This window comes from Chitinophaga fulva (genome assembly GCF_012927205.1).
GTDB lineage: Bacteria > Bacteroidota > Bacteroidia > Chitinophagales > Chitinophagaceae > Chitinophaga > Chitinophaga fulva.
Genome location: NZ_JABBGC010000002.1, coordinates 939,216 through 955,607, shown reverse-complemented (window position 1 = coordinate 955,607; position 16,392 = coordinate 939,216). Strand labels below are relative to the sequence as shown.

Below are 16,392 nucleotides of genomic sequence, written 5' to 3'. Positions count from 1 at the left end.
TGCCAACTTCCACGGCGCAAACACTAATAAAACGCCCGTTATGCAAAACATCCTTTCCACCGGCGATATACTCGTCTTCATTACCTATTTCATCGTTGTTGCTGTATATGGTTATTGGATATACAGGAGAAAAAAGAAAACTGATTCGGACACCAAGGATTTCTTTCTTGCCGAAGGTTCCCTTACCTGGTGGGCGATCGGCGCATCGCTGATTGCATCAAACATCTCTGCAGAGCAGTTTATCGGCATGAGCGGCGATGGTTACTTTGTAGGTATTGCCGTAGCGGCCTATGAATGGATCGCCGCCATTGCACTGATCATTATTGCGGTTTGGTTTATTCCTATCTACCTGAAGAATAAAATCTATACCATGCCGCAGTTCCTGAAAACGCGGTACAACGAAACAGTGGCGCTGATCATGGCTGTTTTTTGGTTGTTTCTTTATGTGTTTGTTAATCTTACTTCCATTTTATACCTCGGCGCACTGGCCATCAACGGGCTGCTGGGCGGGGAGTACCTGCATGTGGTGATGATTGCCCTGTCTGTATTTGCTATTATCATTACCCTTGGTGGCATGAAAGTGATCGGTTACACAGATGTGGTCCAGGTAGGGGTGTTGATCATCGGAGGACTGGCGACCACCTATATGGCACTAACGCTGGTCAGCGAGAAGTTTGGGCTCGGGCACAATGCCCTGGCAGGTTTTCACGCACTGATGAAAGATGCGCCCGACCATTTTCATATGATACTCGCCAAACCATCGGCCGGTTCTTCACAGGAATATATCAACAAATACCTGGTGCTGCCCGGTATCCTGATGTATGCGGCGGGACAATGGATCGTAAACCTCAATTACTGGGGCTGTAACCAATATATCACCCAACGCGCACTGGGCGCTGATCTGCAAACTGCGCGCAACGGCATCCTCTTTGCCGGGCTGCTGAAGATCATGATGCCTGTTATTGTAATGCTGCCCGGTATTGCGGCATATGTGTTGCAGAAAAATGGCCACCTGCCCGGCCTGTCCAGTAAAGATGGCGCCTATACGGCTATCCTGGGCTTTTTGCCTTCCGGTCTGAAAGGGTTGTCGATAGCGGCTTTGACTGCTGCAATCGTGGCTTCTCTGGCAGGTAAGGCCAACAGTATCTCCACCATTTTTACCCTGGACATATACCGTAAATATATCAGGAAAGATGCTTCCGAAGCCAAACTGGTATGGACCGGCCGCATCACCGTTATTACTGCGATGCTCCTGGGAATTCTCTTTACCTGGAACGACCTGCTGGGCATAGGCGGTGAAGGCGGTTTTACCTTCATCCAGAAATATACCGGCTTTATCAGTCCGGGGGTGTTCGCCATGTTTTTGTTGGGCATGTTCTGGAAACGCACTACCGGCTCTGCTGCGGTGGCTGGCATTATCACCGGTTTTACGCTCTGTGTGTTCTTTAACCAGTTTGCGCCGGCAGTGCTGGGGCATGAAACGCTACTGTATACCGCTTATCCTAACGGTAAAGGCGGTTATGAAATACCTTTCCTCATTTGTATGGGACTGGCCTTTATGTTTACCATGATCATCATGGTCCTCATCAGTTTCGCAGGCCCCAAAAACAATCCGAAGGCGTTTGTGCTGGACAAGGGAATGTTTAGGGTTGCACCAGGTACTACAGTACTGATCGTTGTTATATTATTGCTGTTATCTGCTTTGTATATCCGGTTCTGGTAGGTGTGTGGGAATTCCCGTCAATATATTGTACTTTCATCTTCTAATTTGTTTTTATGAAGAGATACTCGCAGCAGACCAGGTTGTTATTCGCGGTTGACTGTATCATTTTTGGGTTCGATGGACAGGAGCTGAAACTGTTGCTGATACAAAGGGGGTTTGAGCCATGTAAAGGCAAATGGAGCCTGGTGGGTGGTTTTATACAGGAACATGAAAGTGCAGAAGAGGCAGCCAGCAGGATATTGAAAAATCTCAGCGGACTGGATGGTATCTATATGGAACAACTGCATACCTTCAGCTCACCGTCCCGTGATACGGTAGAACGTACGGTGTCTGTTGCCTATACTGCCCTTATTGATATCCAGAAATACAAACAACCGCTCAACGAGGATTTTCATGCAGTATGGTTCCCTATTAATCATCATCCTGATCTTATCTTTGATCACAAGGAAATGGTGGACCTGGCAAAGGAAAAGCTCCGCTATAGAGCAGCTTTACACCCGCTGTTGCTCGAACTGCTGCCGGCCAAGTTTACCATCCCTCAGTTACAGCAATTGTATGAATCAGTATATAATACCTCATTCGATAAGGGCAATTTCAGCCGCAAAGTTCTTTCTACCAAATTGCTGGTAAAGCTGGCAGATAAAGACAAGCTAAGCTCTAAGAAAGGCGCCTGGTATTATAAAATTGACCGGAAAAAATATAACGCTAATTTTCATGCGTTCCTGAACTTCGTTCCCGATCCGCATGTACAGCGTAACAGTACTTTATAGAAAAGGCTGCAAGGCATTATAGAAAGCTTGTGTTCCCAGCGGGAACACTTTTTTTACAGTATAATATAATTGTTTAAATGACAATTAAAATAGGGTGGTAGATACAAAAACAGTATACCGCGTACTCATAAAAACAGGAATGATCAACATATGAAAATACAACCTATCATAGCCTCTCTTGCACTAATGGCCGGCGTTTATACGTCCCCATCAGCGGCCCAGCAGCCGCTGAATTTTACGGTGAAGGCAGGGGAGGTGAAAACAACAGTGTCGCCCGGCATGTGGGGTATCTTCTTTGAAGATATCAACTTCAGCGCCGACGGGGGCATTTATGCTGAACTGGTGAAGAACCGTTCTTTTGAATTCAGTTCCCCGCTGATGGGCTGGACTATCCCTGAAGGGGCGGTTTCTAATGGACAGATAATGGTCGTTAACCGTAAAGACGATAACAGTTCCAACCCTCGTTTTGCAAAAATAACCTTGCCGGCTGCACGCCCTTTTACCCTGGTCAATGAGGGTTTCCGTGGTATGGGCATTAAGGCGGGAGAGCAGTATCATTTCTCGCTGTATGCGCGGCAGCAGCCAGGTAGTGCTGTAAAGTTCACCGTAACATTGCTGGATGATGCGGGTAAAACAATCGGGACTACGACAGTATCGCTGGACAGCAACAACTGGCAGCTATACAAAACCGGCCTTACGGCTGCCGCTACCGCAGCGAAAGGTAAATTACAGCTGACTTTCACCGGTACCGGCGTGATCGATGTGGATATGATCTCCCTGTTCCCTCAACATACCTGGAAAGAACGCAGCAATGGCCTCCGGGCGGACCTGGTGCAACTGCTGGCCGACCTGCGTCCGGGCTTCCTCCGGTTTCCCGGCGGCTGTATTGTGGAAGGACGTGAACTGGTGAACCGCTATCAATGGAAGAAAACTGTTGGCGACGTGAATGAGCGCGAAGTGATCATCAACCGCTGGAACAACGAATTTGCCCACCGCGCGGCACCGGATTATTTCCAGTCCTTTGGCCTTGGGTTCTTTGAATACTTCCTGCTGGCGGAAGACATAGGTGCGTCACCGTTACCCATCCTCAACTGCGGCATGGCCTGTCAGTTTAACAGTGCAGAGGTGGTGGCCATTAACGAACTGGACCCCTACATCCAGGATGCGTTGGACCTCATCGAATTTGCCAATGGTGACGTTAATACCAAATGGGGAGCACTGAGAGCTAAAATGGGACACCCTGCCGCCTTTAACCTGAAAATGATGGGCGTGGGCAATGAACAGTGGGGCCCGCAGTATGTAGAAAGGTATACGCTGTTTGCAAAAGCCATCAAAAACAAATACCCGGAAATCAGGCTGGTCAACAGTCTTGGCCCCGGTCCGTCAGGCGATAAATTTAACTTCCTGAATGATACCCTCCGCAAACTGCATGCTGATATCCTCGATGAGCACTACTACAGCTCACCGGAATGGTTCCTCAGTAATGCGTCCCGGTATGATTCCTACGATCGCAAGGGGCCTAAGATTTTTGCCGGCGAATATGCCGCGCATGGCAAAGGCACCGATGGCTACCATAAAAACAGTTGGCAGAGCGCATTGACCGAAGCGGCTTTCATGACCGGCCTGGAACGCAATGCAGATGTGGTGGAAATGGCCTCCTATGCACCGCTGCTGGCGCATGTGGATGGATGGCAGTGGGCGCCGGACCTTATCTGGTTCGATAACCTGCGCTCCTACGGCACACCCAACTACTATGTACAGAAACTCTACGCCAATAACAAAGGCACCGTGGTAGTGCCTATACTAAAGGATAACCAGGTCATCAGCGGACAGGATAGCGTATATGCCTCCACGGTAGTAGATGAACAAAGCGGTGAACTGGTGATCAAACTGGTCAATGCGTCAGCCACAGCCAAACCCGTGGCCGTGGCTGTGGAAGGCGTAAAAGGCCTGGCTGCCAACGGCCGGCTGACCATCCTCCGGAGCAATGATCTGCAGGCGATTAATACGCTGGACAAGCCCTTGGGTATTTCCCCGGAAGAAAAAAACATCGCCATCAAAGGCAAAACGGTCCGTACTGAAATCGCACCCTGGTCTTTTTATGTGGTCAGGGCTAAAATAAACAAGTAGGCGTTGTTATGAAGAAACTGTTTCTTGTTTTACTGGCGCTGCATACCGGGCTAACCAATATCGCTGCGCAATCTTATGTGCCTGGCCGGCATGATGTTGCCGTAAAAGTTAAGCCGGTAGTGCCGCTGCAGGCGTATGCCTTTCCCTTGCGGGATGTGCAGGTGCTGGAGGGCCCGTTTAAACAAGCCATGGAAGCAGATGCACGCTATCTGCTGCTACTGGAGCCTGACAGGCTGCTGGCAGACTTCCGCAGTCATGCCGGCTTAAAGGCCAAAGGAGAACGTTACGGTGGCTGGGAGTCTACCGGGCTGGCGGGGCATACCCTCGGGCATTACCTGTCTGCCTGCTCCATGCAATACGCCACCACAGGTGATAAACGGTTTCTTGACCGGGTAAACTATATCGTGGAGGAACTGGCAGTATGCCAGCAACACCGCAAGACCGGCTACCTGGGCGCTATACCCGGTGAAGATACTTTGTGGGCCCAGGTGTCGGCAGGTAACATCCGCTCCCGGGGATTTGACTTAAACGGCGGTTGGTCGCCCTGGTACACCGTGCACAAAATAATGGCAGGCCTGCTGGATGCCTATTTCTACTGTGATAATAAAAAGGCGCTGACTATCGAAAAAGGCATGGCTGACTGGACAGGAACAATCGTCAATCATCTCCCTGATTCACTGGTACAAAAAATGTTGTTGTGCGAATATGGTGGCATGAACGATGTGCTGGTAAATACCTACGCGCTGACCGCTGAAAAAAAATACCTGGACATGTCTTTCAGGTTTCACGACAGGCGTATCCTCGATTCCCTGGCTGCCCGGCTGGACGTATTGCCTGGTAAACATTCCAACACACAAATACCGAAGGTAATAGGCTGCATCCGCCGCTACGAGCTCACCGGCAGCGGAAAAGACAGTACCATCGCTTCTTTCTTCTGGAACACAGTGACCAGGCATCATTCCTATGCGCCTGGCGGCAACAGCAACTATGAATACCTGGGACCTGCGGATAGACTGAATGACCAGCTTACCGACAACACCATGGAAACCTGCAATACCTATAACATGCTGAAGCTGACGCGGCACCTGTTTGCCCTGCGCCCGGCAGCCAACCTGATGGATTATTATGAACGTGGATTGTACAATCATATCCTCGCTTCACAAAACCATCAGAATGGTATGATGTGTTATTTTGTGCCGTTGAGAATGGGTGCCCGTAAGGAGTTCAGCGATTCCTTCCACACCTTTACCTGCTGCGTAGGCTCTGGTATGGAGAACCACGTGAAATATGGCGAAAGCATTTATTTTGAAGGAGCAGATGGCAGTTTGTATGTAAACCTGTTCATCCCTTCCCGCTTGCACTGGCGGGATAAGAATGTAACGGTAGAACAAACCACAACACTGCCGGCAGACAATAAAGTATTGTTTACCATCCACGCTGCAAAAGCTACTTCCTTTTCTTTGCGCATCCGCCAACCGCGTTGGGTCCAGGAAGGTATGCAGGTGTTGGTTAACGGTAAGGTACAAACGAATATTACCGTTGGCGCAGATGGTTACATTTCGCTATACCGTAAATGGAACGATGGCGACCAGGTAACATTGACGTTTCCGATGGGTATCTACAGCGAAGCCATGCCGGATAATCCCGGCCGGATAGCGCTGTTGTACGGACCGGTGGTACTGGCGGGCGTGCTGGGAGAAAAAGAACCTGACCCGGTAGCTGGTATTCCCGTGCTGGTAACGCCGGAGCGCAATGCCGCAAAATGGGTAACGCGTGATCCACAGCAACCATTGGCGTTCCATACCAACCAGGTGGGGCAGCCACAAGACCTGCACCTGGTGCCATTCAGCACCGTGCAAGGTGAACATTACAGCGTGTACTGGGACGCCTTCACCCCACAGGAATGGGCCGTGCAACAGGAGAAATATGCCGCTGAGAAAAAAAGACAACAACAGATAGAGGCCAGTACCGTTGACATACTGCGCCTGGGCGAAATGCAGCCGGAAAGGGACCATCACCTGATGGCGGATAAAACCAATACCGGCGAAGATCATGGCCGTAAATGGCGCATAGCGGAAGAAGGCGGAGCGCTCACGTTCATCATGAAGGTGGATAGCAGCACAGAGAACAGCCTCCTCTGTAACTATTGGGGAATGGACAATCGTTACCGTACTTTCGATATTCTTATCGATAATGTAAAGATTGCCACAGAAGATCTCAATAAGTATAAGGCCAGCAAATTTTACGAAATCATATATCCGTTACCGATAGCAGTCACCCGGGGAAAACAAACGGTGACGGTAACACTGCAAGCGCACCCCAACAACAGTGCCGGCCCCGTATATGGCCCTGTAAGAATGATCAGGGGCACTTCCATCGCCGGTACGGCCGGCGGCCAGGTAAAGAAAGATTATCCTATCCAGCCGGTGCCATTTACACAGGTACACGTGTCCGATAGTTTCTGGGCGCCTAAAATAAAAGTAAATGCCGAGGTGTCTATTCCCTATACGCTGGAGCAATGCCGGAAAACAGGGCGTATAGATAATTTCCTGCGCGCTGCCGGTAAACTCTCTGATGATAAAATGACGGAGTATACCTTTGATGATACTGACCTGTACAAGGTGATTGAAGGCGCCTCCTATAGTCTGCAGGTAAAGAAAAACCCGGAACTGGAAAGATATCTTGATACGCTGATCGCCATTATTGGTGCTGCACAGGAAAAAGATGGATACCTGTATACTTTCAGGACCATGAAAACCACCCACCCCCATGCATGGATGGGCGTCAAACGCTGGGAAAAGGAAGAAGACCTGAGCCATGAACTGTATAATTCAGGTCACCTGTTTGAAGCCGCAGTAGCACATTACCAGGCTACGGGTAAAACGACACTGTTGAACATCGCCATCAAAAATGCCGACCTGCTGGTCAGCGTATTCGGGTTTGGTAAGGAAGAACGTTTCCCTGGCCACCAGATCGTTGAAACAGGGCTCACCAGGATGTACCGGGCAACCGGCAAAAAGGAATACCTGGACCTGGCTAAATTTTTCCTCGATGTACGCGGTCCGGGTAAACCCAATAGTGGCGAGTATAACCAGTCCTATAAAAAAGTGACCGAGCAGCACGAAGCCGTAGGACATGCGGTAAGGGCCGCCTATATGTACACCGGTATGGCCGATGTAGCTGCACTGACGGGCAACCAGCAGTACCTGTCTGCCATCGACGATATCTGGCAGGACGTGGTGAACAGGAAATTGTATGTTACCGGTGGCATTGGTGCTACCGGCAATGGTGAAGCCTTCGGCCACGCATATGAGTTGCCTAATATGTCTGCTTACGCGGAAACCTGTGCGGCCATTGCTAATGTGTACTGGAACAGTCGTATGTTCCTCCTGCATGGCGACGCCAAGTATATCGATGTGATGGAACGCACGCTGTACAACGGTTTGCTCAGCGGTGTGTCTCTCAGTGGCGATCACTTTTTTTATCCTAATCCGCTGGCTTCCATGGGCCAGCACCAACGCAGCGCCTGGTTTGGATGCGCCTGTTGTATTTCTAACATGACCCGCTTCCTGCCTTCGATGCCCGGTTATGTATATGGACAGCATGCCGATCACCTGTATGTAAACCTCTTTGTGGGTAATACAGCCGATATAACACTGCCGGCAGGAAAAATAACCGTTACCCAACAGACTAACTATCCATGGGAGGGGAGGACTGACATCATGATCGCTCCTGCCAAAGCCACGGCTTTCGCCCTGCACATCCGCATTCCCGGTTGGGCACTGAATAAGCCGGTACCGGGCAACCTCTATTTCGATGCGCCGGGAACACCGCAAAAAAAGATCAGCATCCTCCTGAACGGCCAACCCGTGAAATACCGTATGGAGAAAGGTTATGCTGTATTGGAACGCACCTGGAAAACGAATGACAAGATCAGCCTGGATTTCCCCATTGAAGTACAGAAGCTGATGGCCGACAGCCTCGTGGAAGCGGATAAAGGCCGTTTTGCGCTGCAACGCGGCCCCATTATATATTGCCTGGAGGGCCCCGACAACAAAGACGCCACGGTGCAGAACATCATCGTCGATAAAAATGCGGCCGTGCAGGCTGTTTACAAGCCTTCTTTGCTGAATGGCGTTACGGTACTGGAAATGAAAGGTGTATCAGCCAGCAGGCAGTTGAACAGTCCCGCGCTGGTAAAGTCTGCCCAAACGGTAACGGCTATACCGTACTATGCCTGGGCTAACCGCGGCCCCGGAGAAATGACGGTATGGATTCCCTTCGAAGAGGCCGCCGCCCGCCCGAAACCTGCGCCCACGATTGCTTCTAAAAGTAAGGTCAGCGCTTCAGCGCCTAACAAAAAAATGTATATGGCCCTGAACGATCAATATGAACCCAGGGACTCGAAAGATAATAACGTCCCGTATTTTCACTGGTGGCCTAAACAGGGTTCAGTCGAATGGGTACAATACGATTTCGACCAGGAATATACCATCTCCTCTTCGAGTGTGTACTGGTACGACGACGGCCCCTTTGGAGGCTGCCGGGTGCCCGCTTCCTGGAAGCTGTATTACAAAAAGGGTAATGAATGGTTGCCGGTGCAAAATGTTAGCAGTTATGGTACGGCAAAAGACCAGTACAATACTGTACAGTTTGACCCGGTGAAAACCACTGCGCTAAAAATGGAAGTACAGTTGCCGTCTGAAAATGCTTCCGGTATCCAGGAGTGGATCGTTAAATAACTGTATCAGCAATAAAAGGGACCTCCTGCCATCATATGGCAGGAGGTCCCTTTTATTGCTTGATAACTATAATGGCTACACGAATAGAATTATGATAGCTTAATGAAAAAATTACATATAATAGTATGCTTTATTGGATGAAGGTGATATGTTTGCCCCCCAACATTACCGGCTGACAGGGTGTAAACGATACTTTCCTTACATGTTGTTGTTTTTTTAATAAAAAATTGGAAGATGAAAAGAAAATACGCTGGTAAGACATCTTTAGATAGTGTTTTCCTGACCGGCTATATAGTTGTTAGTGTCATGGTTGCTGGTTGTCATGAATCCTCCAGGCAACCTGCAGCACAGCAACCGGTGGATAGCCTTTCGGAGCAATCAACACAACAGCAGTACCTGTTGAAATCGACAGTCAATTGCCCACCATCCTGATAACGCCCGACCAGTTAAAGCCCCATATCTGGCGGAATGAGATGATTGCTTTGCCCGATTCCGTACAACGGGATAAGTTCAGGATGTTGAACGGCATAAAAGCCAATGTAACCTGGTCAGGAATAGCATCTCTGGAACAAGGAGATTTCGAATATTATACCTTCTCTCTGATCAATAAAAATGATACCCTTTTCCGGGCAGACAATGTTTTTAAAGTATGGGTGCCGGAAGCAGGAGAGAACTGGATCAGCGTGCAACTGAAAAAGGAGGTGGCGGAAAGCGAGACTCCCGGAACTGTCTACCTGGTTAATACGGTAAGCCGTGAAGCCCTTGTAGTAGACCAGGATATACATAATGCCACCAATGCGCCGATAGTTAAAGTGGGGAATGTAACTTATGTGTTTTATGTCAAGGATGACAAAATATACAGGTATAATATTGCAGAAAAGAGAACATCCGCCATTGCCACCCTGGACTACAAGGATATAGATGAAGACAATGCAATGCCTTACAAGCTGGAAGTAAAGCAAGCCGGCAGGGCATTCGATGCCAGGCTGATAATACAGTATAACGGAAAGTATTACTTCCGGCCTTTCCAGGCTTTGTAATAACGATAGTATCCAATAAAAAGGTTGTCTGTTTGAGCAGACAACCTTTTTGGGAGCTATCCATTTTGATTTATATCGGATGTAGATAAAGTCTGTTAAGACGATTTATTTCTTGTTCAATTTTTCCTCCAGTTCTTTCATCCGCTGGTCCAGCTGAATAATATACAGGCTCATTTCCTCCATCTTCTTCACCAGGATTTTATTGATCTCTCCAACGTCCTGGCCTTTCGTTTCTACTTCTTTTGCAGCCGGTAAATCCGGTAGGTGTTTGTTGTCAGCTATATAGCGGGCCAGATCGGATATAGGGCGCAACTCAAATTCAGGATTAAACACATAATCCGGCCAGTTTTCCGTACTTACTTTCACCCTATTGGCAAAAATATCACCATTCACCATGAGTTGCGATTTTTTAGATGGATAACCAATCGTTACATTGCCAGTGGTATAATTTGCGCGCAGTGCATTGGCCAGGTTGACATCGTTTTGTACCGTGAAATTAAAAGGCACATCATATCCCTGCGTTGGGGCGGCGGTTATTTGTTCAATCCTCTGGTAGGCGCCGCTGATCGTCACTACTTCATAAATGGAGTAACCAGCATAACCCCCATGATAAATATAGATATCATATGAAGTAGGTGCTGTACCGGAGACATTGGGGATGATCTTTATTAAGGCTACCGGAACGGAATAACCGGTACGTGTTGCGTAGGCACTGAAAGGATAACCGTTTGGATTAGAATTTCCGTTACTGGTGCGGATATGCAACTCTGTTTGTCCCATCTGCTCCAACAGCCCATTATAGCCACTTCCGCCATGGAACCGGATAGTAGCCGTGGATCCTTCCTGTGGCAGGGAAAGTGTTCCGAGTTTGATCCATGCAAAATTAGCGTTGTTGGCATTATATAGGTGACCTACTACCGTAGGGTCCTGCGTGCTGACATGGAAGCTTGTAAGGAATAAAAGAAGAAGCGCCAGCAATAAATAGCCTTTTACTACACAAAGTGAATTTTTAATTGCCGGGTTTTGCGGAAACAGGCGCACTGGGACCGAAGCCGCCAGTGGGGTTAACTTGCTTAATTTTATCATATAGTATAGGTTATAATTAGTAGTAACAAAAATAAAGAAAACTAATATTACTTTTATTGGAATAACAATGCGTCAATAAATGGATACCCTATACCCTGAACTGGAAGACTACATTTATCAATACTGCGGGAAATTTATGACTGAAGATGAATTGGATGTGAAGAGGACCATTATGTATGGCTACAAAACGCAGTCTGAATTGATGCGCTCTATGATGAAACATAAGGGATGGACCAGTGATGACCCTAGGATACTTGCCATGATAGCAGATGGTCATCAGGCACTGAAAGATAGTATTGTGAAACGTGTATGGAATGAGCACAGGCATGAGTTGCCTTTAAATCTCTGTCCGAAATGTAACAAAATTGCCAGAACGCCCAAAGCCCGTCAATGCCGCTACTGTTCACATGACTGGCATTAAGACGGACTCGGACTAGGAAATGAAAATGAATACGCTAAGCTGTAAAATCAGTTGAAAAAGAATCCTCCTTCCAGGTTTCCATTTGCGCCTGCAATTGCGCTATCCTGGTTGTTGCACGGTTGAAGGCATCACTACCCAGGAACAGGTCAGCAGGAGGGTTGGGACTGGCAACCAGTTTCAGGAAGATATCTGCCATCTTATCCGGGTCGCCTAGTTGCGCGCCATCCATGCTGTTTATCTTGTCATGGTATTCCCGTAAATGGGCATAGTCGTTAATTTGGTGCTTGCTGTAGGCAATTGAATCTGCCTTGGCAAAACTCGTTCTGAATGCACCTGGCATCACATTGGTGACATGGATTCCCAATGGCTTCAGGTCATTTACCAGGGCATTGCTAAGACCACTCACGGCAAATTTCGCTGCACAATACACTGTCCACCCGGTGCCCGGTGCAAAGCCTGCAATTGAAGAAATATTGATAATGTGGCCTGATCGTTGTTGTCTCAGGTGGGGCAATGCCTGCTGAATCACCCGTACCACCGCGAAAAAGTTAACCTGAAAGTTTTCATCGATTTCCGCGGAGGTGAGTTCTTCCAAAGCACCTCCTAATCCATAACCGGCGTTATTGACTACGATGTCCAGGCGGCCGAATTTTTCAATGGTTTTTTGAATAGAGGTTGCCACGGACTGGTCGCTTTTTAAGTCAACCTCCAGCGGCAGAAACCTGTCGTTATGCCCCTTGAACACTTCTAGCGCGCCGATTGATCTCGAAGTGGCCGCAACGCATTGGCCTTGCGCTAATAGTTCTTTTACCAGGGATAATCCCATTCCTTTGGAGGCGCCGGTGATGTACCAAACTTTTGTATTGCTCATGGTCTCTTTTTAGTGCAAAGTTACCTCACCGACTGATGCTGTTTTTGTGGGATACAAACCATTATTTGTCAAATTCAAACCTATCTAAAGCTGGAGGGGCTCATGGTGGTCTGTTTCTTGAAGAAGTTGTTGAAGTGCGCCTGGTCTTCAAACCCCAGCACATAACTGATCTCGGCGATGTTCCAGCTGGTGTGTTTCAGCAATGCTTTGGCTTCTGCGGTAAGGCGCTCGAAAATAAGATCAGTAGTGGTGCGCCCGGTGGTTTTCTTGATGGCACGGTTGAGATAATTCACATGAACCGAAAGCCTTTCTGCAAAGGCTTTCGGGGAGCGCAACGCAAACCGCTGCGACGTTGACTCAATGGGGAACTGACGTTCCAGCAGCTCTGTAAAGACGGAAGTGATCCGGGAGGCAGCATCGGGATGTTCATATAAATTGTTTGCCGGCTGGAGCTTCATCGCTAAGTAGATTAGTTCGCTGACATAGCTCCTGATCAGCTCGTATTTATAGATGTAATCCGTGTCCAGCTCCCGGATCATTTTTTCAAATATACTTTTTACTTCAACGGTGCTTTCATCATCCAGGCCAAACACAGGCTGCGGTCCCTTGGTGAACAATGGCAGCTTGCTTAAATGAAGGCGTCCATACTCTTTAAAAAACTCATCCCGGAATACACAGAAATAACCGGTAGTATCGGGATGTAACGGATCGTAGGTGTACGGTACCTGGGGATTAAAGAACAACAGGGTATTCCCGCTTACCGGAATGCTTTTGTCACCATAATGGAACACATTATCCCCCTGGAAAAGCATGATCTTAAAGAAATCCCGGCGGATAAAGGTGGGCGAAGTAGTACCTGTACGGACCCTGTCTTCAATCCTGAAAACATTGAACTGTCCAATGCTCTTTTGGAAATCCTCAGATAAGCTGCCATACTTATCCCTGTAAAACTGCTCAAGTGACTCGGTTACTTTTGCCATAGATTGATATCATTTGCAAAAATGAAACTTTTTCCGGCAGATTCACCAGGTTTGCAGCCTGAATTTTACAAAAAAGAGGCGTTTAGAAAATCGTTCAGCGGTTTCAGGCATTTGTACATTTCGGCAAACTTCCCGGGAGCGTCTTTGTCCAGCAGCTCCTTATCAGCAACCGGACGGACGGCCACAAAATGTTTCAGCTTCAGGTATTCGGCCATGGGGTCGTCTTTTTCAAAACCCGGAGGAACACGTTTTAGTTTTCCATCTTCGCTCAAACCTCCAAAATGATGACAGAAGTTTTTTTCGTGCATCATCTTTTGAAACGCACCGGCATTATAGGAAATTTCTTTCCGTAGTTCTTTCAGCTGCTCATTTTCGAGCATATAGATACCACCCGCCAGGAAGGACTGTCCAGGCTGGATGTGCAGATAATATCCGGCATTCCCGAACCCTATGTTTGCACCGAAATTAGTTTTGTAAGGATCTTTGTTATGGGAGAACCTGGTGTCACGATATATCCTGAAAAGCGATTTCTGCGCATCTACCTTTCCGATTTCCTTATCGAATTTGGCCATCTCCTTTATCAGTTCTTCCACGAAGGAAGCGCAGTCTTCCCGGGCGCTGTTATAGCGGTTTTTATGCTCATTAAACCATTCCCTGTTATTGTTCTTTTCCAGGTCTTTCAGGAAATTCAGGACGGATATTTTCATTTGCTTTAGTTGATGGAGTGGACCGCCATTTTGTTTCCTTCGGTGTCAATGAACATTCCGATAAATCCTACTTCGGGGCTGATATGCGTTTTGGGAACAATTACTTTTCCGTTGTTGGACGCTACTTTGTCCAATACGGCCTGCAGATCATTACCACCATTCAGGTAGGCGACAACACCGTCTGTAGAAGGTTTTAAGTCATTGCCCTGAACAATGGCCCCCGATACGTTTTTGCCATCACTGGGGAAGAATCCCATTTTGGTGCCGAATATGTCGGTTTCGTTGATGTCTAAACCTAAAATAGCTTTGTAAAAAGAGACAGCTCTGCTGAAATCTGTTGCAGGAATATCAAAAAAAGTGATAACGTTTTCCATTGTCAAATTAATTTTATGTTCGGGAGCAAAGTTATTACCTGCCTGAAACATAAAATTGTAAAAATGGGACATGGTCAATCCATCCTGTCAAAAATCAAGGACATCTTCAGATGATCTCCGTAAAACGCTTTAGGGGTCAGTCCGGTGAACTCTTTGAAGTCTTTGATGAAATGCGCCTGATCGTAATATTCACCTTCATAGGCTAATGAAATAAGGCGGGTGCTTTTCTTGTTCAGCAACGTTTTGAGCATGGCTTGCAGCCTCACCGTTTTTGAAAGCTGCTTCGGGCTTAATCCGATGGTGGATGAAAATTTGCGGACCAACTGCCTGCGGTTGATATTGCTTTGTTGGGATAGTTCGTCAACGGAAAGTTGTCCGTTGGCCGTCAAAATCGTTTCCACAGTGGATTTTACGATGTTGTCGATGGTCTGGGTGTCGGTCAGCCGGTTTAATAAAAACGTTTCAATTAATTGTATTCTTTCTGAAGTTGTAGGCGCCTTTAGCATCCTTGGCTGATGATCTCTCCGGCTTTTCCAAATAGTTTGTCCAACGGAACGGCCGTATTTTCCATTTCCTTTATGGGGGTGGTGGCAAAAGGTAAAAAGCCGTAAGGGTGAAAACAAACGAAAAAAGTACCGGTTTCTCCTGTTGGCTCTACGTCCAGCGGTCGTGTCAGTTGCCCGATTACAAAGGATTTTGGCAGAACAATGCTGTCGCCGTTGTCGGTGTATCGTTTGTACAAGTCGCCGTAGTGAAAGATCATTTTCATTCTGCCATCAGGAACGATCGTGTTTTTTTGAGGTGTTTTTTCTTTCGGGCTTTCCAATGTCCAATAACATTCAACAAGTGTTGACAGGTCAGTATGCGGTTCAAATATCTGGTGGTTCATTGGATTTCTTTTGTCTTTTTCACTGCGTAACGGTACCGGATGTTTTAATACGTTTCTATTATTTTCTCTTTTCCCTTAAAATCAAATTCATCTCCTACTTTTTTCCGTAGCAGCTGTTGTGCCAGCGGGGAGGTGGGAGAGAGGAAAACCACCGGTTCTCCGTTAACTACCTGTTTACCGAGGCCTGTGCTGATAAAGAAGTTGGTGGTGGTAGCCCGTACAAATGCGCCCGCAGCGGGAGCGTTATATATGACTTGTACATTGATGGTACGAAGCGCATGAAGGCTTTCCTGGTGTGCCACCAGCTGCCGGGCATGCATGTCTTTTTCCAGGTGGCTCATCGCCCTTGCCGTTTCATATTTGTCACCGGCAGAGCTTTTACCTTCCTGGTTGGCGGCAGCCTGGGCCTCATCCATGGCCCGTTGCGTGATGGCGATGCGTTGAAGGATAATCTGCTCACAGTGGTTTTTCAGTGAAAGTTTATGAGCGATTTTTTCTTCCATCATAGTGAGAATATCTGAGTTTTAAGCTATTGGTATACCGGGTGAAGGTAAGATTTATTAGCTATGACTATTTAAAAGACGCCGATATTTTACCCAGAATGCAGCGTAAATAAATATGTCTCCACATTAAATTACTGTAAACAGCTACTACTTTAT

General features: G+C 47.6%; 15 protein-coding genes. 7 read left to right on the top strand and 8 right to left on the bottom strand.

The window, feature by feature from the left end; translation table 11 throughout:
- Window positions 1-40: 40 nt before the first annotated feature.
- The 6 genes from HHL17_RS20455 to HHL17_RS20430 all read left to right on the top strand — a co-directional run bounded on the left by HHL17_RS20455 (window position 41) and on the right by HHL17_RS20430 (window position 10,405).
- The gene (locus tag HHL17_RS20455) at window positions 41-1,723 is read left to right on the top strand and encodes a sodium:solute symporter family transporter (RefSeq protein WP_169226648.1); all 1,683 of its coding nucleotides are present in this window, start codon (window positions 41-43) and stop codon (window positions 1,721-1,723) included.
- A 53-nt stretch (window positions 1,724-1,776) separates the two neighbouring features.
- On the top strand, window positions 1,777-2,493 hold the full coding sequence (locus HHL17_RS20450) for an NUDIX hydrolase (protein WP_169226647.1): 717 nt from the start codon (window positions 1,777-1,779) through the stop codon (window positions 2,491-2,493).
- 150 nt (window positions 2,494-2,643) lie between these two features.
- The gene (locus tag HHL17_RS20445; RefSeq protein WP_169226646.1) at window positions 2,644-4,623 is read left to right on the top strand and encodes an alpha-L-arabinofuranosidase C-terminal domain-containing protein; all 1,980 of its coding nucleotides are present in this window, start codon (window positions 2,644-2,646) and stop codon (window positions 4,621-4,623) included.
- Window positions 4,624-4,631: 8 nt separating this feature from the next.
- Window positions 4,632-9,365 (top strand): beta-L-arabinofuranosidase domain-containing protein, encoded by a 4,734-nt coding sequence (locus HHL17_RS33625; RefSeq protein ID WP_240975925.1) that lies wholly within the window; start codon window positions 4,632-4,634, stop codon window positions 9,363-9,365.
- 234 nt (window positions 9,366-9,599) lie between these two features.
- The gene (locus HHL17_RS20435; RefSeq protein WP_169226645.1) at window positions 9,600-9,797 is read left to right on the top strand and encodes a hypothetical protein; all 198 of its coding nucleotides are present in this window, start codon (window positions 9,600-9,602) and stop codon (window positions 9,795-9,797) included.
- Window positions 9,782-10,405, top strand: coding sequence for a hypothetical protein (locus HHL17_RS20430; RefSeq protein ID WP_169226644.1), 624 nt, complete (start codon window positions 9,782-9,784; stop codon window positions 10,403-10,405). Before HHL17_RS20435 ends, HHL17_RS20430 begins: the two co-directional genes overlap by 16 nt.
- 105 nt (window positions 10,406-10,510) lie before the next feature.
- Here the strand turns inward: HHL17_RS20430 and HHL17_RS20425 are convergent, their stop codons facing one another.
- Entirely contained in the window at window positions 10,511-11,491 is a 981-nt protein-coding gene (locus HHL17_RS20425; RefSeq protein WP_169226643.1) for a hypothetical protein, read from the bottom strand.
- Window positions 11,492-11,570: 79 nt separating this feature from the next.
- On the opposite strand from HHL17_RS20425, the gene HHL17_RS20420 reads away from it, so the two are divergent.
- Window positions 11,571-11,912, top strand: coding sequence for a hypothetical protein (locus HHL17_RS20420; protein WP_169226642.1), 342 nt, complete (start codon window positions 11,571-11,573; stop codon window positions 11,910-11,912).
- A gap of 34 nt (window positions 11,913-11,946) precedes the next feature.
- On the opposite strand, the gene HHL17_RS20415 is transcribed toward HHL17_RS20420, so the two are convergent.
- The 7 genes from HHL17_RS20415 to HHL17_RS20390 all read right to left on the bottom strand — a co-directional run bounded on the left by HHL17_RS20415 (window position 11,947) and on the right by HHL17_RS20390 (window position 16,239).
- On the bottom strand, window positions 11,947-12,783 hold the full coding sequence (locus HHL17_RS20415; protein WP_169226641.1) for an SDR family NAD(P)-dependent oxidoreductase: 837 nt from the start codon (window positions 12,781-12,783) through the stop codon (window positions 11,947-11,949).
- A gap of 80 nt (window positions 12,784-12,863) precedes the next feature.
- A complete protein-coding gene (locus tag HHL17_RS20410) occupies window positions 12,864-13,763 on the bottom strand; it encodes a helix-turn-helix domain-containing protein (protein ID WP_169226640.1) in 900 nt (299 codons plus the stop codon).
- A 65-nt stretch (window positions 13,764-13,828) separates the two neighbouring features.
- A complete protein-coding gene (locus HHL17_RS20405; protein WP_169226639.1) occupies window positions 13,829-14,470 on the bottom strand; it encodes a DUF2461 domain-containing protein in 642 nt (213 codons plus the stop codon).
- A gap of 5 nt (window positions 14,471-14,475) precedes the next feature.
- A complete protein-coding gene (locus HHL17_RS20400) occupies window positions 14,476-14,844 on the bottom strand; it encodes a VOC family protein (RefSeq protein WP_169226638.1) in 369 nt (122 codons plus the stop codon).
- 74 nt (window positions 14,845-14,918) lie between these two features.
- Window positions 14,919-15,350, bottom strand: coding sequence for a helix-turn-helix domain-containing protein (locus HHL17_RS33430; protein ID WP_206156109.1), 432 nt, complete (start codon window positions 15,348-15,350; stop codon window positions 14,919-14,921).
- Window positions 15,344-15,733 carry a DUF6597 domain-containing transcriptional factor gene (locus HHL17_RS33425; protein ID WP_206156108.1) on the bottom strand — a complete coding sequence of 130 codons (390 nt, stop codon included), beginning with the start codon at window positions 15,731-15,733 and terminating at the stop codon, window positions 15,344-15,346. Before HHL17_RS33425 ends, HHL17_RS33430 begins: the two co-directional genes overlap by 7 nt.
- 44 nt (window positions 15,734-15,777) lie before the next feature.
- Window positions 15,778-16,239, bottom strand: a complete 462-nt coding sequence (locus tag HHL17_RS20390; RefSeq protein ID WP_169226637.1) for a GreA/GreB family elongation factor — start codon at window positions 16,237-16,239, stop codon at window positions 15,778-15,780.
- Window positions 16,240-16,392: the final 153 nt, after the last annotated feature.

Bases quoted from the DNA above. Each gene is read 5' to 3' on its own strand.
- HHL17_RS20400 (WP_169226638.1), bottom strand. From the start codon at position 14,844: ATGGAAAACGTTATCACTTTTTTTGATATTCCTGCAACAGATTTCAGC.
- HHL17_RS20405 (WP_169226639.1), bottom strand. From the start codon at position 14,470: ATGAAAATATCCGTCCTGAATTTCCTGAAAGACCTGGAAAAGAACAAT.
- HHL17_RS20410 (WP_169226640.1), bottom strand. From the start codon at position 13,763: ATGGCAAAAGTAACCGAGTCACTTGAGCAGTTTTACAGGGATAAGTAT.
- HHL17_RS33425 (WP_206156108.1), bottom strand. From the start codon at position 15,733: ATGAACCACCAGATATTTGAACCGCATACTGACCTGTCAACACTTGTT.
- HHL17_RS20450 (WP_169226647.1), top strand. From the start codon at position 1,777: ATGAAGAGATACTCGCAGCAGACCAGGTTGTTATTCGCGGTTGACTGT.
- HHL17_RS33625 (WP_240975925.1), top strand. From the start codon at position 4,632: ATGAAGAAACTGTTTCTTGTTTTACTGGCGCTGCATACCGGGCTAACC.
- HHL17_RS20435 (WP_169226645.1), top strand. From the start codon at position 9,600: ATGAAAAGAAAATACGCTGGTAAGACATCTTTAGATAGTGTTTTCCTG.
- HHL17_RS20420 (WP_169226642.1), top strand. From the start codon at position 11,571: ATGGATACCCTATACCCTGAACTGGAAGACTACATTTATCAATACTGC.
- HHL17_RS20445 (WP_169226646.1), top strand. From the start codon at position 2,644: ATGAAAATACAACCTATCATAGCCTCTCTTGCACTAATGGCCGGCGTT.
- HHL17_RS20425 (WP_169226643.1), bottom strand. From the start codon at position 11,491: ATGATAAAATTAAGCAAGTTAACCCCACTGGCGGCTTCGGTCCCAGTG.
- HHL17_RS20455 (WP_169226648.1), top strand. From the start codon at position 41: ATGCAAAACATCCTTTCCACCGGCGATATACTCGTCTTCATTACCTAT.
- HHL17_RS20390 (WP_169226637.1), bottom strand. From the start codon at position 16,239: ATGATGGAAGAAAAAATCGCTCATAAACTTTCACTGAAAAACCACTGT.
- HHL17_RS20415 (WP_169226641.1), bottom strand. From the start codon at position 12,783: ATGAGCAATACAAAAGTTTGGTACATCACCGGCGCCTCCAAAGGAATG.
- HHL17_RS33430 (WP_206156109.1), bottom strand. From the start codon at position 15,350: ATGCTAAAGGCGCCTACAACTTCAGAAAGAATACAATTAATTGAAACG.